Annotated in this window: 20 protein-coding genes; 18 read left to right on the top strand and 2 right to left on the bottom strand. The window is 44.9% G+C overall.

Annotated elements, in window-relative coordinates; genetic code table 11:
- Positions 1–222 precede the first annotated feature (222 nt).
- The 17 genes from MiSe_RS35595 to MiSe_RS35515 all read left to right on the top strand — a co-directional run bounded on the left by MiSe_RS35595 (position 223) and on the right by MiSe_RS35515 (position 22,448).
- Positions 223–438 (top strand): hypothetical protein, encoded by a 216-nt coding sequence (locus tag MiSe_RS35595; RefSeq protein WP_444980600.1) that lies wholly within the window; start codon positions 223–225, stop codon positions 436–438.
- 90 nt (positions 439–528) lie between these two features.
- The gene (locus MiSe_RS35590; protein WP_226589214.1) at positions 529–1,239 is read left to right on the top strand and encodes a 4'-phosphopantetheinyl transferase family protein; all 711 of its coding nucleotides are present in this window, start codon (positions 529–531) and stop codon (positions 1,237–1,239) included.
- A gap of 468 nt (positions 1,240–1,707) precedes the next feature.
- Positions 1,708–3,549 (top strand): fatty acyl-AMP ligase, encoded by a 1,842-nt coding sequence (locus MiSe_RS35585; RefSeq protein ID WP_226589211.1) that lies wholly within the window; start codon positions 1,708–1,710, stop codon positions 3,547–3,549.
- Between the two features lie 114 nt (positions 3,550–3,663).
- Entirely contained in the window at positions 3,664–5,475 is a 1,812-nt protein-coding gene (locus MiSe_RS35580) for an acyl-CoA dehydrogenase family protein (protein WP_226589207.1), read from the top strand.
- Complete coding sequence (locus tag MiSe_RS35575; RefSeq protein ID WP_444980598.1) at positions 5,444–5,839, top strand: acyl carrier protein; 396 nt, start codon at positions 5,444–5,446, stop codon at positions 5,837–5,839. The genes MiSe_RS35580 and MiSe_RS35575 overlap by 32 nt, the downstream gene beginning before the upstream one ends.
- 124 nt (positions 5,840–5,963) lie before the next feature.
- Complete coding sequence (locus MiSe_RS35570) at positions 5,964–7,427, top strand: MBOAT family O-acyltransferase (RefSeq protein ID WP_226589197.1); 1,464 nt, start codon at positions 5,964–5,966, stop codon at positions 7,425–7,427.
- Positions 7,427–8,425, top strand: a complete 999-nt coding sequence (locus MiSe_RS35565) for a hypothetical protein (RefSeq protein ID WP_226589193.1) — start codon at positions 7,427–7,429, stop codon at positions 8,423–8,425. The genes MiSe_RS35570 and MiSe_RS35565 overlap by 1 nt, the downstream gene beginning before the upstream one ends.
- 111 nt (positions 8,426–8,536) lie before the next feature.
- Complete coding sequence (locus tag MiSe_RS35560) at positions 8,537–9,790, top strand: NAD(P)/FAD-dependent oxidoreductase (RefSeq protein WP_226589189.1); 1,254 nt, start codon at positions 8,537–8,539, stop codon at positions 9,788–9,790.
- A 34-nt stretch (positions 9,791–9,824) separates the two neighbouring features.
- Complete coding sequence (locus MiSe_RS35555; RefSeq protein WP_226589188.1) at positions 9,825–11,705, top strand: DCC1-like thiol-disulfide oxidoreductase family protein; 1,881 nt, start codon at positions 9,825–9,827, stop codon at positions 11,703–11,705.
- 155 nt (positions 11,706–11,860) lie between these two features.
- Positions 11,861–13,351 (top strand): MBOAT family O-acyltransferase, encoded by a 1,491-nt coding sequence (locus tag MiSe_RS35550; protein WP_444980599.1) that lies wholly within the window; start codon positions 11,861–11,863, stop codon positions 13,349–13,351.
- 11 nt (positions 13,352–13,362) lie between these two features.
- The gene (locus tag MiSe_RS35545; protein ID WP_226589185.1) at positions 13,363–14,589 is read left to right on the top strand and encodes a hypothetical protein; all 1,227 of its coding nucleotides are present in this window, start codon (positions 13,363–13,365) and stop codon (positions 14,587–14,589) included.
- A gap of 44 nt (positions 14,590–14,633) precedes the next feature.
- Entirely contained in the window at positions 14,634–16,295 is a 1,662-nt protein-coding gene (locus MiSe_RS35540; RefSeq protein WP_226589182.1) for a glycosyltransferase family 39 protein, read from the top strand.
- Positions 16,296–16,339: 44 nt separating this feature from the next.
- On the top strand, positions 16,340–17,350 hold the full coding sequence (locus tag MiSe_RS35535) for a glycosyltransferase family 2 protein (RefSeq protein WP_226589179.1): 1,011 nt from the start codon (positions 16,340–16,342) through the stop codon (positions 17,348–17,350).
- Between the two features lie 48 nt (positions 17,351–17,398).
- Positions 17,399–18,958 carry a hypothetical protein gene (locus MiSe_RS35530; protein WP_226589178.1) on the top strand — a complete coding sequence of 520 codons (1,560 nt, stop codon included), beginning with the start codon at positions 17,399–17,401 and terminating at the stop codon, positions 18,956–18,958.
- Between the two features lie 48 nt (positions 18,959–19,006).
- Positions 19,007–20,563: a glycosyltransferase family protein gene (locus MiSe_RS35525; RefSeq protein ID WP_226589175.1), complete on the top strand. Its 1,557-nt coding sequence runs from the start codon at positions 19,007–19,009 to the stop codon at positions 20,561–20,563.
- A 377-nt stretch (positions 20,564–20,940) separates the two neighbouring features.
- Positions 20,941–21,273, top strand: a complete 333-nt coding sequence (locus MiSe_RS35520; RefSeq protein WP_226589173.1) for an SMR family transporter — start codon at positions 20,941–20,943, stop codon at positions 21,271–21,273.
- 173 nt (positions 21,274–21,446) lie between these two features.
- Positions 21,447–22,448 (top strand): beta-ketoacyl-ACP synthase III, encoded by a 1,002-nt coding sequence (locus tag MiSe_RS35515; RefSeq protein ID WP_307731599.1) that lies wholly within the window; start codon positions 21,447–21,449, stop codon positions 22,446–22,448.
- Between the two features lie 210 nt (positions 22,449–22,658).
- On the opposite strand, the gene MiSe_RS35510 is transcribed toward MiSe_RS35515, so the two are convergent.
- Positions 22,659–24,539, bottom strand: a complete 1,881-nt coding sequence (locus MiSe_RS35510; protein WP_226589170.1) for an ABC transporter ATP-binding protein — start codon at positions 24,537–24,539, stop codon at positions 22,659–22,661.
- Positions 24,540–24,709: 170 nt separating this feature from the next.
- On the opposite strand from MiSe_RS35510, the gene MiSe_RS35505 reads away from it, so the two are divergent.
- The gene (locus MiSe_RS35505; RefSeq protein WP_226589167.1) at positions 24,710–24,982 is read left to right on the top strand and encodes a hypothetical protein; all 273 of its coding nucleotides are present in this window, start codon (positions 24,710–24,712) and stop codon (positions 24,980–24,982) included.
- Positions 24,983–25,065: 83 nt separating this feature from the next.
- Here MiSe_RS35505 and MiSe_RS35500 read toward each other — a convergent pair.
- On the bottom strand, positions 25,066–25,652 hold a 587-nt coding region (locus MiSe_RS35500), incomplete at its 5' end, for a hypothetical protein (RefSeq protein ID WP_226589164.1).

The following is a 25,652-nucleotide window of genomic DNA, read 5'->3' as shown; positions in this document are numbered from 1 at the left end:
TAGTAAATGCTTGTCTCGGGGGCATCGAACCCCACTCGACAAGCGCGGGGTGTCCATGTATCCCGTCGCTCACCCTCTGGGTTGAGCGCGGGTCTTATCGCCCCCCGAACCCCCCAGAAGATAAAAACGTATCAGCCCCATGACTTGGCAGGAATCTTGATACCGCAATTCTCTTGGGCAGACGTTGCCCGATCGCACTGCAAGCTCAATCCACCAGAAACCGTGCTGGGCGCTTCTGTCTTTGCACAACCGCCCGACGAAACGCGGGAACCCCTCAAACACCTGTTGATTGGTTCTCCCAAAGGTGTCACCAATGGGATTCACACTTTGCATCGCGTTGGGTATGCTGATGTGGGGTCTTGGAGTCGGCTTTTGCCAACTGGCAACAGTGGTGAAGTGATGAGTATTCTGGTGCGATATATTATCGTGGGCGGATAGCAAACCTTGGCGGGGCGGGTTTTGTTTAATTGTCGGTTTTTGTCAAAGATGATTGGTATAACCCGCCCCTACAGTGCTTCAATATAATGAATGTGGTTACCAGCTGCTGAAAATTTGGTTTTGTCGCAAGATGTCCATATCTGGCGTGCCGAGCTCGACCAACCAGAATGGTGTCAAACGCAACTTGCTGCAACGCTTTCTACGGATGAGCAAGCTAGAGCGCAACGGTTTCACTTTGATGTGCATCGGCAGCGCTTTATCGTCGGACGGGGGATACTGAGAAATATTCTGGGGCGCTATTTGGGGAAAGAACCAGGCGAGTTAGAGTTTTGTTATAGCGATCGCGGCAAACCCTCCCTAGCTGGATCTAACAGTTCTGTTTGCTTTAACTTGTCCCACTCCCAATCCCTGGCATTGTATGCGATCGCTCGCCGCCCCATCGGCATCGACTTGGAATTTATCCGTCCCCTCGACGATGCCTTAAAACTTGCCCAGCGTTTCTTTTCTCCCCGGGAATATGCATTTATTGCAGCACTCCCCCCAGACCAAAAGCAAAAGGCATTTTTCCAGCTTTGGACTTGTAAGGAAGCTTATCTCAAAGCCACTGGTGAGGGATTGGCAGGTTTAGGACAGGTGGAAGTATCCCTCACTCCAGGCGGTGCTGCTCGACTTATTGCCCACAACAAGAGTCAAGAGCAGAATTCTTGGTTTCTCCAACCCTTGACACCAGACCCAAACTATGCTGCTGCTGTGGCAGTAGAAGGACAATCCCAGCTAAGTTGTTGGCACTTCGCGATCTAGAACGGCAAAACCTTTACCCAATTTCTGGTCAAAAAGATCCGGTCATCAAGTCCAAGCTGTTGCACATCAGTATAATTACGCAAAATAAAACTTATTTATGTGATGATTGTCATTTGAGTTACAAATTCATAAAAGTTTAAAGATAGCATAAAGAACTTCGGTGAAATCCCTTAGGTGTAAAATCATATAGAAGTTGCTTATTATAAGGATTTCCACCGAGCTGAGCCTTGGATTTAGCACCAAGCTAAGCAGAATTATTTATAGTTTTGGTGAAAACCTATATTGAACACTTTCCAGTTCCAGACAACCTATGTCAAGATGGTCTAGAAAACAAACGATTAGGAATACTCTAGACCTTCTCCTTAGAGCAGAACAACATAAAATCCTGTGGTAGAGCCACACTGTATTGAGCCGTAGCGCCATCTTTGGACGCATCAAACTGAAATTTACCCTTCTCTAGTTACAAAAATGACTCAATGCCTTCCCCAGCAAAGTATTTTAAGCACTGAACCTGCTACGCTGGTCGATCTTTTACGCCAAAGAGCATTACAGGAGCCAGACAAGCTGGCCTATACCTTTCTGATTGATGGTAAGGTAGAAGGGCCAAAACTGACCTACGCCGAACTCGATCGCATTGCCAGAGCCATCGGAGCGTTGCTGCAACAGCACGGGGCTAAAGGCGAGCGCGCTCTGCTGCTGTATCCTCAAGGATTAGAGGTGATGGCGGCTTTTATCGGTTGCTTGTATGCCGGGACGATCGCGATTCCCGTACCGCCTCCGGAAGCGAATCGCTTGAAGCGAAACCTGCCCAGATTGGTAGCGATCGCTAAAGACGCAGAAGCTTCGTTTGTACTCACAACAGGCAGCATTCTTGCCCTGCTAGACGAATTCCGCGAAGAAATCCCGGAATTTGGCGCGATGCGCTGGATCGACACCGAACAGGTGAACCTGGAACTGGCAGAAGAATGGAAAGATCCAGAAGTCACGGGGGATGCACTGGCTTATCTTCAATACACATCGGGTTCTACCTCGACGCCCAAAGGCGTAACGATCAGTCACTATAATATATTGTTCCACTGCGGCAACCTGAAAAAAGCCTGCGGCTACGACTCCGATAGCGTCACCGTCACCTGGATGCCTTACTTCCACGACTACGGACTCGTAGAAGGATTGACGGTACCGTTATACAACGGTCATCCCTGCTACGTGATGTCGCCGTTTGCCTTTATTAAACGTCCCTTCCATTGGCTAAACGCACTGTCGCGCTACAAAGGCACTCACAGCCAAGCCCCCAACTTCGCTTACGATCAGTGCGTGCGCCGCGTGACTCCAGATCAATTAGCCCAACTAGATTTAAGCAGTTGGCAAGCAGCAGGTAACGCCGCCGAACCGATTAACCCAAAAGTAATGGAAGCATTCTGCCAAAAATTTGCACCCGCAGGGTTTAAGTGGAGTAGCTTCGCCCCCGCTTACGGATTAGCAGAAGCGACGCTGTTGGTTTCGACTACGCCCAAAGGCGAAGAACCCATATTCTTAAAAGTAGACGCAGCAGCACTCGAACAAAATCGCGTCGTTCCCACAACCAAAGACGACGAGATGGTGCGGACGCTACCCGGATGCGGACGCTTGGTATGCGATACCAAAGTCGTTATCGCTAACCCCGAAAAAATGACCGAATGCGCCCCAGATCAAGTCGGCGAAATTTGGGTATCCGATCCCAGCGTCGCGGGAGGATACTGGAACCGTACCGAAGAAAGCAACAACACCTTCCGTGCCTATTTAAAAGATACGGGGGAAGGTCCATTTCTGCGGACGGGGGACTTGGGGTTCATCCACGACGGTCAACTTTATATTGGTGGTCGTATTAAAGATCTAATCATTATCCGAGGCACCAATCATTACCCCCAAGACATAGAATGGACGGTACAACAGGTGCATCCAGCACTGCGTCCGGACTACGGGGCAGCATTTTCAGTCGAACTCAACGGCGAAGAAAGATTGGTGGTAGTGCAGGAAGTTGAGCGTCAGCAGCAACAAAACCTGGACTGCGATGAGGTAATAGCGTCGATACGGCAAGCGATCGCCGAACAGCACGAGTTGCAAGTATACGGCATAGTCCTCGCCAAACCAGGCAATATCCTTAAAACTTCTTCCGGCAAAATCCAGCGCCGCGCTTGCAAAGCGAGTTGGCTGTCTGGAGAATTAGAAGTATTGGCAGATTGGAGTGAAAATCCCACCCTCACCGCTAAGTACAGAAATTTACAGGCAGAAGTCAATTCGCTTCTCAAACAAGTGCAAACTTCTAAATAGGTCATAGGTAATGGGTAATGGGTAATGGAAAAAAAATTAGCAATTAGCAATTAGCAATTAGCAATTACCAATTACCAATTACCAATTACCAATTACCAATTACTGGAGAATCCAATGCAGCAATTAAAACAGTACTGGGTCGCCGAAGCACTCGAACGGGATTTGGGAGATCCTGGCAATCCGGATAATATGATGTCCTGGAAACAGGTGATAGATCTGGATGAGCGGGAAGCATTCCCCCACGAAATTATCGAATGGCTTTATAACTGGAAATTAAGTCATTATTATGTGCCTGAATGGGTAGGCGGCGAGTTTACCTCGTTTGAGGAATTCGTTTCGATTGTCAGAGTTTTGTGTCGCCGCGATCAAACCGCAGGAATTGCCTTTACTACCCTGTTTTGGTCTTTCCTGTGCTGGATGGCAGGTACGGAACAACAAAAACAAAAACTGGCAAGCTTTATTAAAGATCAAAACGGTGCGATGTGCCTTGCCTACTCGGAAAGGGCGCACGGTAGCGATTTGATTGCCGGTGATTTAACTGCGACCAAAGTTCCCGGCGGCTATTTGCTCAACGGGGAAAAATGGCCGATTAACCGCGCCACGATTTCGGGAGTTTCCTTTGTTATCGCCAAAACCGATGCAAGTGCAGGCAGTCGGGGCTTATCTTTATTCATGGTAGAGAAAGCTCGACTCGACCCGGCAACTTATTACAATCTGCCCAAAACACTTACCCACGGCGTTCGCGGTTCCGATATCAGCGGGATTGGGTTCAAAGATTGCTTTGTTCCCGATGACATGCTGTTAGGAAAAGAGGGAGCGGGTTTAGAATTAGCCCTTAAAGGTTTCCAAGTTACGCGCCCATTATGTGCGGCATTTTCTCACGGCGCAGCGGATACCGCTCTGAGAACCACGCTAAAATTTGCCATGGGTCGCGAACTTTACGGCAAAACGGTTTTTGACATTCCTCAACCTAAGAAAACTTTGGTTGATGCATTCTTGGATATCCTGATCTGCGATTGCGAAACGATTGGCGTCGCCAGAGGATTCCACGTCGTCCCAGAACAATTTAGTGTCTGGGGTGCGGTGGTGAAATATCAGGTAACCGTGGCGCTGGAAAAGATGATTCAAGACGTTTCAGTCGTACTTGGATCGCGTTTTTACATGCGCGAAGAACACGATTTCGGTATCTTCCAAAAGCAACTGCGGGATAATGCGATTATCAGCATGTTCGATGGTAGCAGCATCGTCAACTTGCACGCGTTGATTTTGCAAATGCGAAGTCTCGCCAAACACCGCGCCAAACGTAACGATAAGATAATGGAGGCGTTGCAATCGCGTCTCGAAGTCAACTTCTCGCTGGACAAACCAGTGCCGCGTTATGCGCCGGAAAAAATGGATTTGTTCAGTCGCGGTGCAGACGACTCGCTGCAAGGGTTAGAGATTGCCATCGCTCAATTGCACGACCTCAAAGATCAAAGCGATGTCGATGCAGAAGTGCTAGATCAAATCATCACTTTTGCCTCCTCCGCTTTAGAAGAACTCAACGCTCAGGATGAATATCTAGTCACATCCGCGTTTGAATTCGGTCACGACCAATCTCCGGAATTATTTGAGCTAGCGAAGAAGTATTGTGCATTGCACGCAGTCGCATCCTGCTTGCACATGTGGATTTACAACCGGAAAAACTTAGGCGAATTTTTCGCCAAAGGTGAATGGTTGGTACTGAGTCTTCACAGACTCTTGCGGTCATTCCGACCATGGCAAAACTTGACAATTTCGCCGGTTTATGATGAAAACGTAGCCCAAGAATTAGTCAAGCTTTACAACGAGGACAAAATGTTCTCAATCGTTCCGTTCCAATTAGCAAAAACCGAAACACAAAAGGATCAAACGAATGCAGCTTCAGAACTCCAGCTCCAAGCCTAGCGATATGGTAACCTCTCCTGTAGAAGCTATTCAAACTTGGCTCGTTGATAAAATCGCTCAAAATCTTTCCCTCGATCCCAAGTCGATTAACGTCAGCGAATCTTTGACTCGTTATGGTTTAGATTCCATCGATGCAGTCACCCTGGTGGGCGACTTGGAAGACTGGCTTTCTGCCGAACTTCCCGATACCTTGTTGTGGGATTATCCCACGATTGAAAAAGCAGCAGAATACTTGGTTAACGAGTGCGATGTTTCCGCTTTAAACGTCGGTGGTTCAGCAGAAAAAGTTGAAGCAACTGCTAGCACCAAATCCGAAGAACCCGCTAAAAAAGGTTGGGGCGGTTTCTTCAAAGCTGGTCGTTAGAATTGGCTGATTAAATCAGATAATGGAGGCGGAGCCTCCCTAAATCGTTCCCAGGCTGAGCCTGGGAACTATATCTTAGAGGCTCTGCCTCGATTATTTTCGCTCGGACAAGGGAGGAAGTTAATTGAACTTCTCGGATTTTTCCTTCTGGTGGGTGCTGCTGCTTGTGGGCATCCCCTTTTTCACGATACGCTATATCGCCAAGTCGTTGAACCTGTGGCGAAACTCTTTTGACAGCATCGGCTTGATGGTACTCTCGCTGATGCTGTTTGTTAATGCTAGCCGCACCAGCTTTGCTGTCTTCTGCTTTGAAATTATCTTCAACTACGTGATGGTGTACTTTATGTTACGCCGTCAGGGGTGGCAAGCCAAAGCGATCGCTACCACTGTAGTTGTAATTGATATTGCAATTCTAGCTTATTTTAAGTACGTCAACTTCTTTGTAGAAAGCGTTGTCGGATTGGTGCTTCCCTCTGTTGCTGAAAGTTGGAAAGGAATTCCAGGTTCGGGGGCAATTCCACCAGGGATTTCTTTTTACACCTTCCAGATGGTTGCCTTTGTAGTTGATTCATTTACCAGCAAGAAAAAGCAACCTATTGGCCCTATTGATTATATCAATTTTGTCTCATTTTTCCCACAGGTTGTGGCGGGGCCAATCGAACGGCGGTCGGATCTGTTCCCGCAAATTCAATCGTTTCGGTTTAAGTTCAGTTGGGATAATTTCGAGATGGGATTCCAATGGCTGTCATTGGGACTGTTTATGAAATTTGTTCTGGCTGATAACCTGTCACCGTTTATCGACTTAAAAGAAGCAACGAATGCTTGGTTAGTTTGGTTCCACGCTTTCTTATTCACGCTGAGAATTTATTTTGACTTTGGCGGTTACAGCTTTATGGCTGTTGGACTTGGCAGAATTGTGGGCGTGAAATTAACGCTAAACTTCCTCGCACCTTACACTTCCCAAAGTATCCAAGAATTTTGGCGCCGGTGGCACATTACTTTAAGTACTTGGTTCCGCGACTACGTGTTTTTGCCAATGATGGGGGCAAATAAACGATGGGCGGAATTTTATCTGTTTCTCACGTTTACTTTATCGGGTTTTTGGCACGGTGCGGCTTGGAATTTTATCCTCTGGGGCGCTTACCACGGCGCTTTATTGTTGTTGCTGCGCTACTTAACCAGACAAAGACAAACCCCAATCGGAAAGTATGTGGCTCAAATGCCGCCAGTGCTATCTTGGGCGCTGACATTTGGGTCGGTAACTTTGGGCTGTTTGTTCTTCATGGAGACGAATATCGGGCGCTTGGGGCAAAAAATAGTTACCCTGGTGACGCCTTGGGCATATTCCCTGTCTAATTTGACGGGTGCATTCAGCAACCCAGATTTCAGCGTTAACCAGATGTGGACTTTAGGTTTTACCCTGTTTCTTTCTTGTGGGTTACTGCTGCTGGAACACATGGCAATTTGGCAAAAATGCAAGTGCGAATATGACTTGCTGCTATCGCCTTGGGTGTCTCGCGTTTTACTCGCTTTAACCGTCTTACTGGCGGCAAATGAACCTTCTAAGTTTATTTATTTCGAGTTCTGATGAAGAAAGTATTACAGTTAGGGAGTTGGTTCGCGATCGCTGGCTTAGCTTGGGGAGTCGGTTATCTTTACAATGCTCGCTACGGCGGCGAGTTAAGCTGGCTGCGAATGATGTACGAACGCAAAATGGCGTTTGCATCTGAAGTCAAAGCACCTCACCGCCTGCTGATTACCGGCGGCTCGGGCGCGCATTATACCATTAATTCAAAAGTAATTCAAGAGGGACTGGGGATTCCGGTGATGAACTTGGGATTGGATGGCCCGATAGGTTTAAATGTGATATTGCCCAGCATTCTGCCTCAAGTTCGCAAAGGCGATGTGGTGTTGTTAGTTCCGGAATACCTGATATTGTGGGCAGATGATGGATTGGGCGATCGCTCCGGTCAATTCGGCATCGCCATCGGACGCCCTGGATTGGGAAACATCCCGCCAAAGCGCTTCGCCCAAGACATGTTGATGCTGGGTAACCCCACCCTCAGAGGCATCACCAAATCAACCATAGACCTATTTGAAAAAGGAAAATTCACCGGGTACTACTCCGACCCGGTAGACGAAAGAGGCGACCCTACAGTAACCAAATATCGCACGACGGCTAAGTGGTGGGAACTGCCCATCGGCGAACCAGCTTCAAAACATGCGATCGCTCGAATTGCTAAATTCAAGCAAGAGGTGGAAGCAAAAGGCGGCACCCTGATTTTATCCTTGCCGTGGGTTTATGCCCGTCGGGATGAAAAATCGATTAAGAACGTTAAAAAGACGGCAGAAGAGTTAGCCAAAATTGCGCCAACGATCTACGAAAAAGACACGTTGAACATGAAGACTGACTCGAATTTATTTGCCGATACCCACTACCACCTCAAACCAGAAGCCAGAATAATTAGGTCAAAACAGATAGTTGCAGAGCTAAAGGCAGTTCCCCAGCTAAAACCAATACTGGCATCACAACAAAAAGAAACCAAACCTACCAGTAAACCAGCTCAAAAGCAGGTGAGCAATTGAGCAGGTGGGCAGAGGGGCAAGTGAGCAATGACCAATGACCAATGACCAATTAGCAATTAGCAATTAGCAATGACCAATTAGCAATTAGCAATTAGCAATTAGCAATGACCAATGACCAAAATTTGCATTCTTGGTGGCGGCTTTGGCGGACTTTATACAGCTTTGTACCTGCGGCGGTTTCCCTGGGCGAAATCACCCGATTGCCAAATTACTTTAGTCGAGCAAAAAGAGCGTTTCCTGTTTACGCCATTACTCTATGAATTGGTAACGGGAGAACTGAAACCTTGGGAAATTGCGCCCTCTTTTGACAAATTGCTGGCTAAGAAAAATATCCAATTTTGTCAGGCAACAATTGAGGGAGTCGATTTAAAAGCGCGCCAGGTAAAACTATTAGGCGGAGAGCGACTTTCCTATGACTATCTGGTTTTAGCTGTGGGGGGAAAGACACACACCGATGGCGTACCGGGAGCTGCCCAATACGCGCTTCCCTTCCGCACGTTAGCAGATGCGCGGTATCTGGATGAAAGACTGCGCTCGCTTGAAGCTACCGACTTACCCCAAATTCGCGTTGCCACGATCGGCGGTGGCGCTTCTGGGGTAGAGTTAGCTTGTAAAGTCGCGGATCGTTTGGGTAAAAGGGGACACATCTTGCTCGTGGAACGGGGCGCTCAAATTCTCAAACCCTTTCCTAGTGGACTTCGCCGGGGGGCTTACCGCGCCTTGCAAGCGCGTCAGATACAGGTAGAATTGCGAACGGGTGTAGATGCGATCGCTCCCAATCAAATTACCTTAGTTCGCGACAATCGCTTTACCCCACTGGCGGTAGATCTAGTGCTTTGGACTGCGGGAACTAAATCAATTGATTGGGTATCCCACCTGGATTGTCAGCAAAACGATCGAGGACAGTTACTGACTTTACCTACATTACAGTTAGTCGATTATCCAGAAGTTTTAGCCTTGGGAGATATGGCAGAAATCCAATATCCCAAAGCGCAACGCATACCAGCAACGGCACAAGTAGCTTATCAACAAGCAGACTGTGCCGCCCACAATCTCAAAGCATTAATCAAGCGTCGCCCATTACGACACTTCCGCTATTTGCACTTGGGAGATATGCTGACATTGGGCGTCAATGCCGCCGTGGTATCGAGTTTTGGCATCAATATAGAAGGACGCTTGGCAAGCATCACCAGACAATTGGTTTACCTCCAACGTCTGCCAACGCTGCGCCATCGCCTCCAAGTCTTGTGGCATTGGATTGTCAGCGGGTGCAAGAATCTATTGCTATTGTCAAATGGGTTTTCTAGTCACCGTCAAAAAAGTGTAAATTACTCGCAGGGAGTTAAGAAACTATCCCAAAAGTAGGTTTTTAAACGCAGATAATTAAGGTCTATGGTTTATGGCTCCTAGTCAACAAAAAGGTAAACTAGCTCTCGGTGAAAAGCTGGAGCAATTATTTGGACTCGACTTGCGATCGCTAGCTGCATTTCGCATCGGTGTAGCGCTGATTATTATCGCCGATTTAATTATCCGGTTTGGAGATATTCAATCGCTTTATAGCGACGCTGGCGTATTGCCCCTCGCCGCACGCAGGGAAATCGTCAATCCTTTGTATTGGTCGCTACACGCCATCAGCGGTTTGCCCGTAGTCCAAGCAATTTTGTTCGTTTTGGCGATGTTGATCGCCTTGGCGCTACTGGTAGGGTATCGTACCCGATTGGCAGCGATCGCATCGTGGGCGTTGCTGATATCGTTGCAAAACCGCAATCCCTTCTTGCTATTTGCTGGCGATGACATGCTGCGCGCCTTAATGTTTTGGGCGATGTTTTTACCTCTAGGTGCAGCGTATTCAATCGATAGCGCCCTCAATACATCCACCAAACCTTTACCCAAGCGCATCCTCACCGGGGCGACAATTGCGCTAACTTTACAAGTTTTCTACGTTTACATGTTCTCGGCTGCCTATAAAACCACTAGCACGGTTTGGTGGCCCGATTTAACTGCGGTTTATTATGCGCTTAGTTTCGATCAATACGCCGCCCCGTTGGGTAAATTCTTGCTCAACTTCCCGCCGCTGCTAAAAATTTCTACGTTGTTTACGTTGATACTGGAGTGGATCGGGCCGGTGTTGATTTTAGTGCCATTCCGCACAGCATTCTTCCGTACTGCTACGGTGATTACGTTTATCCTGTTACACGTCGGGTTTGGATTAACGCTGCAAATCGGGTTGTTTCCGGCGTTGGGAATCTTTACCTGGTTGGTGTTTATCCCCAGCGAAGTTTGGGATGGAATTCAAGCTCGAATTTATACTCCGCAACGGTCAGGACTGAGAATTTATTACGATGCCGATTGTGGTTTTTGTAAGAAAGTAGTCCACCTAATTCGCACGTTCCTGATTTTACCCAAGACGCCCTTGCTGATGGCACAGGAGGACGAATCGATTTATGCCGACATGCAGGAGAAAAATTCCTGGGTGGTAGTGGATTGGCAGCAAAATCGGCACTATAAATGGGAAGCGATCGCTTATGTGGTCAGTCTATCTCCCATATTATGGTTCCTCGCACCCGTCCTGAGATTACCGCCGTTGATGGCGGTGGGGAATAAATTCTACGAAAAGATTGCGACGAATCGTCGCTTTGCCGGTAACTTTACCAAACCTTTGAAATGGCGTCCTCTGGAGGTGCAGCGATCGCAAATACTCAATATCGTCACCTTGCTGTTGCTAGCTTACGTAACGGTATGGAATTTTAGAAATTTTGTTGAATTAACCTCGCAACGAGGTACTCTAAAATCTAAGGCGATACTCTCTACCCAGAGAGTTCTCAAATCTAAGACTTTCAATTCGATAGATTGGATCAGTCGCGTTTTACGGATAGACCAATCTTGGAGTATTTTCGCACCCGCGCCACCCGTCGATGATGGTTGGTACGTAATACCGGGCAAACTTAAGGATGGAAAGCAGGTGGATGTTCTGCAAAATAGCGATAAGGTCAACTGGGAAAAGCCAAGCATTAGCGCCAGGGATGCGCTTTATCGCAATATGCAATGGCGCGGTTATTTTATCAATCTCAATCGGGCGATTGGTAAGAAACTTTTCCCCTACTACGCACAGTATATCTGTCGAGATTGGAACGCGAGGCATCAGGGTGACAAACAACTCAAGAGTTTTGAAATCTATTTAAAGGATGAAGAAACCGTCCCACCCGGTCAAACCCAGACTGTTAAAACAGAACGCAAGTGGCCTAAATCCAAAGGGTCGCAATCTTGCGAGAAACTTTAACTGGGAACTCATTCAGATTGGATAGCGGTTCGACGATCCTAGAAACCGGGTTTCTACGTATATCTCTAGTTCCAAAGCAAGGATTTTTCACAGAAACCCGGTTTCTTTGCGTAACCTATCCCCCTAAATTTGGCATCACCCCCACTGCTGCACCCATGCTTTTTAACTCTTACATCTTTATCTTTATCTTTTTACCCATTACTCTGGTAGGGTTCTTTAGCTTCTCCAGATTTCGCAAAACTCACCTAGCAGTTGGGTGGATAACCCTCTGTTCGGTGATTTTTTATGGGTATTGGAATCCCGCCTACCTGCCGATCATATTCATTTCGATGGCGGTTAATTACCAAGTGGGATTGCGGATTAGCAACGCCAAAGCGATGAGTAAAAAAGCCAAAACCCTGCTGTGGTTAGGGCTGTTTTTTAATTTAGCCTTGCTGGGATATTACAAATACGCCAACTTCTTTGTCTCTAATCTGCCATTTCCAGCGATCGCTAACTTCATCGAAGCGCAACTCAACACGAAAAGTATCGTTCTCCCCCTGGCAATTTCCTTCTTCACCTTCCAACAAATTGCCTATCTAGTAGACGCCTATCGCGGCGAAACCAAAGAATATAACTTTGTCGATTACTGCTTATTCGTCACCTTTTTTCCTCAGTTAATTGCAGGTCCAATCGTCCATCACAAAGAAGTTATTCCACAGTTTCGCAAAGCGCGAACCTTCCTATTATCCCACAAAAACATGGCCTTGGGTATCGCCATGTTTACCTTGGGATTATCCAAAAAAGTCTTAATTGCAGATAATTTATCTCCCTGGGTAGCCCCCGCTTTCAACCATGCTAGCGATCTGAATTTTATCGAAGCATGGGTGGGTGCGTTGAGCTATACCTATCAGCTTTATTTTGATTTTTCCGGTTACTCGGATATGGCGATCGGTTTGGGTTTAATGTTCAACGTTCGCCTATCGATGAATTTTAACTCGCCTTACAAAGCTACTTCCATCAGCGACTTTTGGCGACGCTGGCACATCACTTTATCCAACTTTCTCCGCGACTATTTATACATTCCCCTGGGTGGAAGTCGCCGGGGAGAAATCCGCCGCTACGCCAATCTTTTCATCACCATGTTATTAGGCGGACTGTGGCACGGTGCGGGTTGGACTTTTGTCATCTGGGGCGGACTTCACGGGGTGTATCTTTGCATCAACCATGCGTGGCGACAGTTGAATAAACCATTGCCTAAATTTTTAGCATGGACGATTACATTTTTAGCCGTCATTGCTGCTTGGGTATTATTTAGAGCGAAAAACTTACCCGATGCAATGGAAATTTTGCAGGCAATGGCGGGAATGAAGGGAATAGTATTCCCGGGAGAAGCGCAAGGTAGGTTAGCAATATTAACCCAATTTGGCATCCAGGTTCAGAGTTGGAAAGACATGGTATACGTCCCAGAAGTAAACGGGAATAAAGCCTTGACTTTAGTTGTTTTAGCCGTGGTAACTGTATGCGCTACTCAGTTACCAAATAGCGAGGAAATGCTCAAAAAATTAAAGCCAAACTGGGGATGGGCAATCTGGATAGGTGCTTTAGCCAGTCTGTCTTTACTTTCACTCAACCGCGTGTCTGAATTCCTTTACTTCCAGTTTTAATTTATCCCCATATGACTACAGAACGTCGATTCAATTTAGGTTTCTTAGGTGACTCCAAACGGAAAACACGTAAGGTTTGGGGGAGTAAATACCGTAAGTTTAACTTACTGGTATTAATAGCGGCATTCACTCCGATGGCGGCAGTTGGCTTATTCAATGTCGCCCTCGATCCCTACGGAGTTTTTGATAGTCCAAAAATCGCGGGAATCAATCAATCAAAACCTAGAAAGGGAAACAACGATAGGCTATTCAAAGCTACCGATATTATCCGGATTAAACCGGCGACGCTTTTGTTTGGTTCGTCTAGAACCAGACAAGGTTTAGATCCAAATTATGCGGCTTTAAAGGATAAACAGCCAGCGTATAACTTGGGACTGAATGGGGCGAATCCTTACGAACAACTGCGGTATTTGGAACATGCGATCGCCAACAACAAAAACCTGAAGACGGTCATCATCGGCATTGATTTCTTTATGTTCAATGCCTACAACGAAAATCAACCGGGTTTTACCGAAGACAGGTTGGAAAAGCAAAGCATTAGTTTACCAGACACCATGAATGTTGTCTTTTCCATCGATGCCCTTTTTTCCAGTCTAGAAACCCTAGATTCGAGTAAAAATACCCAAAATAAAGAAGGGGATAGCGTCAAAGGATTTATGCCTTATAAGAACATCGATTTAGGCAAAAAGGTAACTGATTGGAGGTTTGTTAATTCTTATAAGGTTTATTTCAAAAATCATGCCAAGTATCAGCTATCGGAGAAATATTTAGCTGATTTTAAAACATTTGTCGAAACCTGCAAAAAACACGGCATAACCTTAAAAGTCTATATCTCTCCAGGACATGCCACAGATAACGAAGCAATTCGAGCAACTGGACATTGGTCAACCCAAGAAAAGTGGAAACGCGAGATTGTAAAAATAGTCCCGGTTTGGGATTTTTATGGCTATAACAGCATTACGTCCGAACCGATTAAAGCAGGCATGAAAAATTACGCCGACAGTTCCCACTATCGGGAAAATATCGGCAATTTAATTCTCAATCGGGTGCTAAATTATCAATCGAATACAGTGCCTAAAGACTTCGGCGTACTCATTACTCCAGAAAATCTCGAATCCCACCTAGCTAAAATTAACGTTAACCGGGAAAATTGGGTCGTAAAAAACCAGAAAGAAGCCAAGTTAGTAGAAAATATAAAGCGCGATTATGATCGAATAATTGCGGCAGAAAATAAATAGCAAATTTGCCCTGTATATACCTGAAATAAAAACGGATTTTCGAGATGCTAAAACTCATAAAGAATCAGAACAATATTATAACAAGCTGGCAGATTTTGCTCGTTATTATATTAGTCTTAGGGTTGTTCTTCCGATTCGCGAATCTCGACCGTAAAGTCTACTGGAGTGATGAAACTTTTACTTCACTCCGAGTTTCTGGCTACACAGCAGAAGCATATAAAAATAAAATCTTGGAGGGGAATGAATTAGGAATAAAAGACTTTCAGAAATATCAGCGGATCAATTCAGAAAAGAATTGGCTTGACTTAGTTAATGGATTGGCAGTAGAAGAACCCCAAAACCCACCCCTTTATTTTATGATGGTGCGATTTTGGGTGCAGTGGTTTGGTGAATCAGCGGCAATTACAAGAAGTTTTTCTGCCGCAATTAGTTTGCTATCATTGCCTTGCATTTATTGGCTATGCCACGAATTATTTGGATTACCTCTAGCTGGTGCGATCGCAATGGGACTGCTAGCAAGTTCACCATTGCACGTCTTGTACGCACAGGAAGCGCGACCCCATAGTTTGTGGACGCTGACAATTTTACTATCCGGTGCAGCACTTCTGCGAGCAATTCGCCTGGGAACAAAGCTCAACTGGAGTATTTATGCAGTCGCTCTAGCGTTGAGCCTTTATACTTATATGTTTTCTGCATTGGTGGCGATTGGACATGGCATTTATGTAGTTGTAAATTCAGGCTTTCGATTCAGCAAAACAGTTAGGGATTACTTAATTGCTTCTCTGGCGGGTATTTTACTTTTCTCACCTTGGATATTGGCTATTGTAACCAGGGTTTCAAAAACCCAGGAAACAACTAGCTGGACTAAGTTAAAAGTGTCTTTAATATTGCTAATAAGGACGTGGCTGCTTAACCTGAGTCGGTGTTTTATTGATTTAGATTATAACTTTATAACGCGCAATTATTTGATGTATTTAGCGATACCTTTAGTGACAATTTTGTTCGGGTATTCTATTTACTTTTTAGTGAAGAGCGCGCCCAGGAAAATTTGGTTATTTATTTTAACGTTGATGGGAGTGACGGCGATGGCTTTAATCCTGCCGGATTTAATTGTAGGTGGGAGACGCTCTAGTGTAGTGCGATATGTCATCCCCTGTTATTTGGGAATTCAGTTAGCGATCGCATACCTTTTCGCTGCTCAGATATCTAAGTCTTTTCAAGTCTGGCAGCAGAGGTTATGGCGGATTGCTATGGTCGCACTGATTTCGGGTGGAATTGTCTCTTGTGCAGTCAGTTCTCAAGCACAAAGTTGGTGGAATAAATACAACAGCTTCCATATACCCGATGTCGCTAGCATTATTAATCAGTCCGAACGCCCACTTGTTCTCTGGTCGGGTGTACCTCCTCTAGATTTAACTTATTTACTAAATCCAAATGTAAAACTTCAGCCAGTGATGCGTCAAACCATTGATCTGCCGGATGGGGAGAGAGTCCAAAAACATTCATTAAAACCTATTTATGAAGGATTCAGCGATATTTTTGCCTTCGGTCATAACGACCCGAATTCCCACCTAGTTCAAGAATTTTTGGAGCAACAGCAGTATAAGCTAAAAGAAGTTCATCGATCGAAGCGATGGATAGATCCGGTTTATGAAACGAAACTCGTACTTTGGAGGGTGTCAAAGGCACAAAAAACCAATAAATAAATTGGCGATGATTCAAAATATAGTGATTAGCAGCAGGTAAAGACATGCTAGACCGCTTACAAGAAATCAAAACACCCTCGCTCAAAAACCAGCGCATTGCGGTTTTGCTGCCTTGTCGCAACGAGGGTTTAACTATTGCCCAAGTCGTGGCGGGTTTTCAAGCTGCGCTGCCAGAGGCGAAAATCTACGTGTACGATAACCGCTCCACCGATAATACAGCAGAACAGGCAGCGGCGGCGGGTGCGATCGTGCGGTACGAACGCATTCCAGGTAAAGGAAACGTCGTTCGGCGAATGTTTGCCGATATCGAGGCGGATATTTACGTCATGGCAGACGGGGACAACACCTACGAAGCAGCAGCAGTCCGCAGACTGATCCAGTTTTTGTTAGTTGAACGACTGGACATGGTAGTAGGTGCGAGACGCGAGATAGCCAAAGATAGCGAAGCCTACCGTCCCGGTCACCGCTTCGGTAATATATTTCTCAAAACCTGCGTTCAATTACTATTTGGAGCGCGCCTAGTCGATATGCTTTCTGGATATCGGGTATTCTCCCGTCGATACGTCAAATCTTTTCCCGCACTATCGAATGGGTTCGAGATTGAAACCGAGTTTACAGTACACGCTCTAGAATTGAAAATGCCGTTTATTGAAGAACCAACATTATATGGTTCGCGTCCGCCCGGTTCGACTAGCAAACTCAGGACATTTCAAGATGGTTGGCGAGTTTTAGGTACGGCAATTTTGTTATTTAAAGAAGCGCGACCTTTTCTATTTTTTGGCATTATCTTTTTGTTACTCGCAGCATTTTCCATCCTTTTAGGTATTCCCGTTGTCGAAGATTTTTTCCAAACGGGATTAGTGCCGCGATTTCCAACTGCAATTTTAGCAGCGTCCACAATGTTGCTCGCCTTTCTCAGCCTCACCTGCGGTATGATTTTAGATTCAGTTGCGCGGGGACGGCGAGAAGCCAAACGCATGGTTTATCTTTCCTATTCCGCACCCGAAGCGGGGATTTATGAAAGTGCAACTGAGGAAAGTCATCCCCTTAATTAACAGCCTAATCATCTCTTACGCACCTTATTTAAACCACATCGAGGCAGGATGAAGACCGTTACAAAAATAGCCCTAATTGCCTTATTATGGCTAACCGTCATCAACTCAGGTAGTCTCGGAAGTTTAGATACCGACCTGAGATTGCAGATGGCTAACGCCTGGTGGACGGGAACTGAAGAAGTCAGAATTCCCCCTGGATATAAACTCAAGGTGCGGGGAGATATCGTCGCCGGAATTATGGGAGTTGGGGGTAAGCGTTACATCGCTTACGAACAAGGACAGTCGGTGCTGATGCTTCCTGGAGATTGGTTGGGAACTCAACTGCATCGCTGGTTTCCCGCAATTCCCGAAAAAGATATGCGGGATTTAGCTGTTAATTTCTTAATTTTTATCCCGTTAAATGTCGCGGCTGTAGTTGCTTGTTTTTGGCTGCTGACGCTGTTTAATTTTAGCGAGAGAGTCTCTGGTTTAGCCAGCCTTCTATTTTTACTCGGTACGACGTTTTTGCACTACGCCCAAGTGCATCAGCATAACAATCAAGTCCTGCTGTTTCTCACGATTGGTTACGCTGCTGCTTTAGCTTGCACGCTGCGCGGAAATCTGCGCATGGCTGCTATTAGCGGGTTGGCTTTGGGTGGTACGGTTTTGCTCAGAATTAGCAGCATGATTCATGCCTTTACCATACTACTTTTTTTCGTCGGTTGTATGGGTTATAAAACCCGCGACAAAGATAAAACTATCAAGGCTGCTGGACTGTGGATCGCTGGTTTTATTCCCTTTACTTTGGTAGGAAGACTTTTTGACTTTATCCGCTACGGCAGCTTTTTTGCCACGGGGAAAAGTGTAGAAAAGCAGCAATTAGCAACCGATCCAATGTGGAATGGGTTGCCGGATTTACCCGCAACTTATCCCTTGGTAAATGAACCGCATGTCGGGATTTTAGGGCCGCTGATTACACCGGCAAAAAGTATTTTTATCTACGATCCGTTACTGATACCTTGTATAATCTTGGGAATTATTTTCTGGAAACGACTTTCCCCTTATATCCAGTGGTATCTGATTACCGGGTTTTTTAACCTGGGTTTACATTTAGCTGCTTATAGTCGATTCATTTTCTGGCACGGTGATTCAGCTTGGGGTGCTAGGTATCAAGTTACCACGGTTCAGATGATACTGATTCCGCTGCTGGGATTGTTCGTGCATCAACTTTTATCGGAACGGGGGTTAAGGGCTTGGCTGATGCGTTGTATTGTAACGATAGCCATCATGGTGCAAATTGCCTCCGTCACCATGCCAATGAATCTGGAGATTTTTCAAACACAGGTGGGGATGCCGGGGAGTCGCTTGGACTTCCGGTTAGCTCAACGTTTGACCAATATGGTTTGCTTGGTCAACAGTTCTTTTTCTAGGGGTTGCGTTGAAAGAAATCCTGATAAAAAGCGTTTTGTAAAAGAGTGGAATCATCTATATTTTTTACCGTTTAATTACAGTCAAAAGGCGATTGAAAATCCCGCTTTATTTAACTTTTCACGAAGTCTATTCGTCATTTGGGTAATTATATTAGTTTTAGCCGTTGTCACTACTCTAAAGTTCTGTTTTTGGGTTTAATTCAAGTCGCTTAAATGCGTTGATAATGCGAGCAAAAAAAAGGAAAAAATGTTCAATATAAAAGGTAATGCAGTCAAAGTACTGGCAAAAAGTTTAATTGTGTCAGCTTTAGTGAGTGGTTTTTTGATTCGAGTATTGAGTACTCTCAGATATACTACTTTCTTTTATTATGACCAAGCTAGAGATGCTGAAGTATATGCGAAAATGTGGCAAGGAATTTTGCCAATACTAGGGCCTTCTGCTTCGGTAGGCGGCTATCATTTACCCCCTCTTTATTACTATCTCGTTTTTCCTTTTACTATCTTTGGTTCCGAGCCAGTTTTTACGGTTATACCTAATGCTTTATTTTCTTTTTTGTCAATCCCACTGCTAATTTATTTAGTTTATCAACTTTTAGAAAATGTAGAAAACTCGAAACGCTTGCTTTTGTCAGGTTTGGCTGGTTTTTGGTATAGCCTGATTTTTCCAGAAATTTTTATCAGTACTTTCCACTGGAACCCCAGTCCGACTTGTTTTTTCCTATTCGGTTTTACTTTACTGTACAAGTGCCAATTGGAAAATAATTTTTCGGGAATAAAAGAAGTATTTGCTTGGATACTTTATGGCATAACCTTGGCAGTTTTAATTAGCCTGCATTCGACGAATTTATTTGTCATGCCAGTGGTGTTCGTTACAAGTTCGCTTTTCTTTATTTATAAAAATCGCAGAAACCCAAAGAAATATTGGCTACCTGCTGTTTCTGTTTTGTCAGCATTTGTGGCTTTACTGCCGTACTGGAGAGGAGAAATTATTCGGGGATGGCGTAATAGTAAAGAAATTTTAATGACACTGATCCAGTCCAGTAATGAAGCAGGCGACTCTAGTATTTGGCAGAGAATCAGTAGATTGGTGTTTAATTATTTTGAATTGGGAAAACAAGCCTACTTTACAGGAGATTCATGGTTAAATATTTTGATAGCAATAGTATTTTTATCTATCGGATTGTACTATGGATTTACTAAATTTAAGGGGAATAAAACCATTTTGTTATTCTTATCATTTACTTGGATAGTTTATTTGTATGCAGCTTCAAATTATCAAGGAATTTACTACATACATTACAAACTTCTGATATTAGTCGCTCCAATAATTTTGGCGATCGCCAGCTTAGCTTATTTGGATGTTGCCAAGAAAACAGAGCGATGGGTGAGTGGTTTATTAGTCTTAAGCATCTTGGTTTCGCTTTCAATCAATCTCAACTTTGACTATCAGTATTTGTCAAGTAAATACAGTACAAACAGGCTGATAAACACGGCTGACACGATCGAGATATTCAAACAATTACCTGAAAAGTCAACGGTTTGTACGTTCGATCCCAAACCCAGGGGATGGATGAATGAATATCAGCCATACATTTATATTGATAAATATGTCACGAATAAAAAAATAAAAATCGTAAGAAGCTTGTGTAAATCAGGTCAGTATTTAGTTGTCACAAAATTTTATATGCAGCAGCGAACCGATCAGCTGTTCCCGGTTTTTAACGTATATCCTAATCAGGTTTTATATAAAAAATCGCGGCGTTTTTTAGAAACTCCAGTGGCTGATGTTTATGTTTTGAAGTAAAATGGAATGCGGTTTATGATACAATATCGAAATTCAACAGAAAAGAAGACTGGCAACGGTGACTCGCTATGGCTGTAGGGAAAATTTCTCATGAACAAATTCTTGATTGACTTTTGTTTAATTTCAGTATGGGTTGTCCTGAATAATACCGGACAGCTACTACTGAAATCGGGATCTGGTCAAAAGTTTCTCAACTTGTTTGGTGTGCTATTGCCCATTAACATATATTTGTTGACAGGAATTATGGCTTATGGGTTGAGTACAGTGTGTTAGATTTTTAGACTACATCGCTGCCACTCTCTGATTCGTTTTTTGGTCATCTGGTCAAGCACCAGAGTTGATAAAATTGAGTTAATTAATGTAGGTAAGGTGTTGAAATGAATAACTTATTAATTCTGATGGCTCTAGTTCCATTCTCGGTTGTCCTGAATACAATGGGTCAGATTTTACTAAAATCCGGCTCGGGTCAAGGAATGGTAAATCTCAACGTGTTCTTGGGACTTGTTGCTTATGCTGTCAGTACGGTGTCGTATATTATAATCTTAAAAAGACTGAACGTATCGGTGGCTTATCCTTTGGTTTTTGGTTTAACGATTGTTGCCACAACTTTGGCTGGAGCCAATATTTTAAAAGAGTCAGTGACCGTACAACAGTGGATGGGTGTCGGGTTGGTAATTAGCGGAATTTGTGCAATTAGTTTTGGTAAATAGGATAAATGGGGAATTGGGAATTGGGAATTGGTAATAGCTAATTGCTAATTGATTAATAAACAGTGTTGAAAATTCAGGCATGATTCCTGAAAAAACTTATGGTAGTTTGAATAAATTGAATAAGATACCAGGGTGAATAGGTTAAGAAACTGAGTAATTTAAAAGGAAGAATAATGTTGCAACAACCGATGACAGGAATTGCCATTACGGGTAGTGGTTCGGCTACGCCAGCGCTGGCTGTAGATAATTATATGCTGAGTCAGCTTGTGGAGACTTCAGATGAATGGATTGCTTCGCGCACGGGGATAAAACAGCGACGATTGGCAGATCCTCAAACCAGTTTAAGCGCGATCGCAACTATTGCAGCACAGAATGCGATCGCTATGGCAGGCATTACGCCAATCGATATCGATTTAATTATTCTGGCAACATCCAGCGCTGACGATCTATTTGGCAGCGCTTGTCAAGTTCAGGCAGAATTAGGAGCTTCTCGAGCTGTTGCTTTCGACCTCACTGCCGCCTGTTCGGGATTTGTTTTTGGTTTGGTGACCGCAGCACAATATATCAGAACCGGCGTCTATCAAAATATATTGTTAATTGGCGCTGACATGCTCTCCCGCTGGGTAGATTGGTCAGACCGTAGCACTTGTGTATTATTCGGCGATGGAGCGGGTGCTGTAGTACTTCAAGCAAGCGAAAAAGATCGCCTGCTTGGTTTTGAACTCCGCAGCGATGGGACGCAAAATAAAAGCCTCAATCTCGCTTATCAAGGACAAGCGAAAGAACTATTTGAAGGCACAACAATTAGTCAGGGAACCTATCAACCTGTTACCATGAACGGTCAAGAAGTGTATCGCTTTGCCGTGCAGAAAGTTCCCGAAGTAATTGAAAAAGCTTTACATAGAGCAAATTTAAGCGTCGAGGGGGTAGACTGGTTACTGCTGCATCAAGCAAATCAACGGATATTGGATGCAATCGCTAACCGTCTCAAAATACCTAACGAAAAAGTTATCAGCAATCTTGCTAACTACGGCAATACTTCCGCCGCTTCCATTCCCCTCGCTTTGGATGAACAAGTAAGACAGGGAAAAATTAAACCAAACGACACAATTGTAACTTCAGGTTTTGGTGCCGGACTCACTTGGGGTGCAGCAATTTTCCAATGGGGAAGGTGACTTGAGCAGGTGAGCAATGCTAGTTATAAACTCGCTTGCTAATTGCTAATTGCTAATACAGCATTTCTCCTAACACTAGCCATTAGCCATTAGCCATTAGCTCCAGGTTTGAGATAACTAGCAACTTGAGTTAATAGGTAATTGGTAATTGGATTCATTCGTGCTGGAACCGTGACAATTACCAATTACCAATTACCCATTACCCATTACCTAATTTCCCAACATTTGCAACTTGTACAAACTAGCATATAGTCCGCCTTGTTGTAGCAATTCCTGATGACTACCCGACTCGATTAATTGCCCCCGCTTTAATACTAAAATCCGATCTACATTGCGAATAGTAGAAAGGCGGTGGGCAATAATAATTGCCGTGCGTCCTACTAAAAGTCGGTCTAAAGCATCTTGAATTAATGCTTCTGTTCGCACATCCAAACTCGCGGTTGCTTCATCTAGCACTAATATTCTCGGATCGCGTATCGCAGCACGAGCAAAGGCTAAAAGTTGCTTTTGACCGCCAGAAAGATTGGTTCCTCTTTCGCGCAATTGGGTGTCATAACCTTGGGGTAATTGTTCGATGAATTGGGCGACATTTGTCTTTTCCGCAGCAGCAACAACTTGCTCAAAAGCATAAGTTTCGCCCAAGGTTATGTTACTTTTCACATCCCCAGCAAACAGAAATCCTTCTTGCAAAATAACGCCCATATAGCGGCGCAATTCCGTCTGTGGTACGTCTCGGATATCGACGCCATCCAAAAGAATCCGACCTTTTGTAGGTTCGTATAGGCGGCATAAAAGCCGGATTATAGAACTTTTACCAGCACCCGTGGGGCCAACTAATGCGACTTTTTCACCCGGATGAATCGTAAAATCTAAGTCTTGAATAACGTATTCTTCTTGTTTGTAAGCAAACCAAACATGTTCAAATTTGATTTCGCCTGGTAATGGGTAATTGGGAATGGGTAATTGGTAATTCTCCTCTGCCCCTCTGCTTTTATCTATCACAGATGGCAAAGATTTAGGCTGTTCGGGGTCGCGAATTTCGATTGGTTCGTTTAAAATATCGGCGATGCGTTCTACGGCGGTAAATCCTGCTTGAATTGAGGTGAATTTTTCCGCAAATTGTCTTAATGGATCGAAGAGACGTTGGGCAAATAAAATAAAGGCAGATAGAGTACCGAAACTGAGTTGATTTTGCAGAATCTGAATTCCACCTAACCACAAAACGCCCGCGATCGCTACCAATGAAATCCACTCCAGTGTGGCAGATACCGCTGAGTCGTGAAAGATGGTTGCATCTACTTCTTTGATATAGCGTTTGTTGATAGTCCGAAACAGTTCGGCGTTGAACTTTTCCCGGCGGAATAGCTGAACGACATTTATCCCCAAAATATTTTCTTGCAGCGTAGCGTTAAGCGCAGAAAGTTCTTCCCTGGCAAAATAATTCGCTTGGCGGTACTGCTGTTGAAAATAAATAATTACTCCCGTTACTGGAATCAGCATTAGTACTAGCATTGTCGCCAGTTGCCATTGCAGGGAAAACATGGCGATCGCAATCACCAAAATCGAAAACAAATCGCTCACAATACCGATCGCACCCGTGGTAAACACATCTCCCAATGCTTCCACATCGCTGGTGAGGCGGGTAATCAATTTTCCTACAGGTGTCCGGTCAAAAAATCTTACCGCCAAAGAGGTAACGTGGTCGAACAAATCCTCGCGAATGGCGTTGGTAATTTGTTGTCCCACTTTCTGCACGGTGTAACTTTGGGTAGATACAAGCACCAACCGCCCTATCACCGTTAGCAGCAGTAAACCCGCTAGAATATTTAACCCGGTTGATAAATCTCTACCTTGGAGAATAGACCAAGTTTTCTCTTGGCGAATTAAAGAAATTGCCTGTCCGATTATCAACGGTTGAATTGCGCCAGATATCGCCACCGGCAGCAATAAAATCATCGAAAGCAATAGCAGGCGTCCGCTACGACGCGCATAAGGGATTAATCGCAGGAATAAACGCCAATCGCTTTCCCGTCGTTGGCGCTGCGATCGCTTATACTCTAGTTCTTCTGTCAAAGGCGATGACCCCGTCATTTGTATCCCACCCTACAGCACGCCTTCCAACTGTAGCGCAGCAGCGCTCCCAGGGGTGCTACCTCCAGATATATAGCCGAGCGATCGCAAGCGAGTAAAGTACAGTCTTTTGACTTTGTTTGTATAGCGGCAGCATTAATGCTGCCGCTATACAAACGAAGGTTTACCTCATGCGCCTGCAATCTGCTTTAGTATTTGGTATAGCCTTTGGGTTGTTATTTATCGCGCAAGTTCCCTTTGCATTAGGAACGGTTTCGCCCAGTCAAGCAGGTTTAGGAACGGGATTATATTTCGGCGGGATGAGTGCAGCGAGTGCGATCGCATCAACAATCTTGCCACAGTTTGCCCTCAACGCTGCCACAGGCGTTTTGTGGGGAGCGATCGCTTTTACAATTGCTGCACTGTCTTTAATTAAAATTCGCCATCAATTTAACGAGTTTTAGCTTGAAACCTGCAATTTATATCTGAGATATTTGTGCGATCGCACAAATATCATGTCCGTTGAATTGCTCATAATAAAAAAACCTCACAGAGTTGTTGCGTAGGGACACGGCATCAGAGATATCTCGGACAAACAGATAACTTTGATCGTGCCGTGTCCCGGCGGATGATGATGGATAATCGACCGGGTTGTGGCGTAGGGACACGGCATCATAGATATCTCGGACAAACAGATAACTTTAATCGTGCCGTGTCCCGGCGGATGATGATGGATAATCGACCGGGTTGTGGCGTAGGAACACGGCATCATAGATATCTCGGACAAACAGATAACTTTGATCGTGCCGTGTCCCGGCGGATGATGATGGATAATCGACCGGGTTGTGGCGTAGGGACACGGCATCATAGATATCTCGGACAAACAGATAACTTTAATCGTGCCGTGTCCCGGCGGATAATGATGGATAATCGACCGGGTTGTGGCGTAGGGACACGGCATCATAGATATCTCGGACAAACAGATAACTTTGATCGTGCCGTGTCCAGGCGGATGATGATGGATAATCGACCGGGTTGTGGCGTAGGGACACGGCATCATAGATATCTCGGACAAACAGATAACTTTAATCGTGCCGTGTCCCGGCGGATGATGATGGATAATCGACCGGGTTG

The sequence above is a fragment of the Microseira wollei NIES-4236 genome (genome assembly GCF_020521235.1).
Lineage (GTDB): Bacteria > Cyanobacteriota > Cyanobacteriia > Cyanobacteriales > Aerosakkonemataceae > Microseira > Microseira wollei.
The sequence above is the reverse complement of the archived record's forward strand: the minus strand, read 5'-3'. Positions and strand labels throughout refer to the sequence as shown.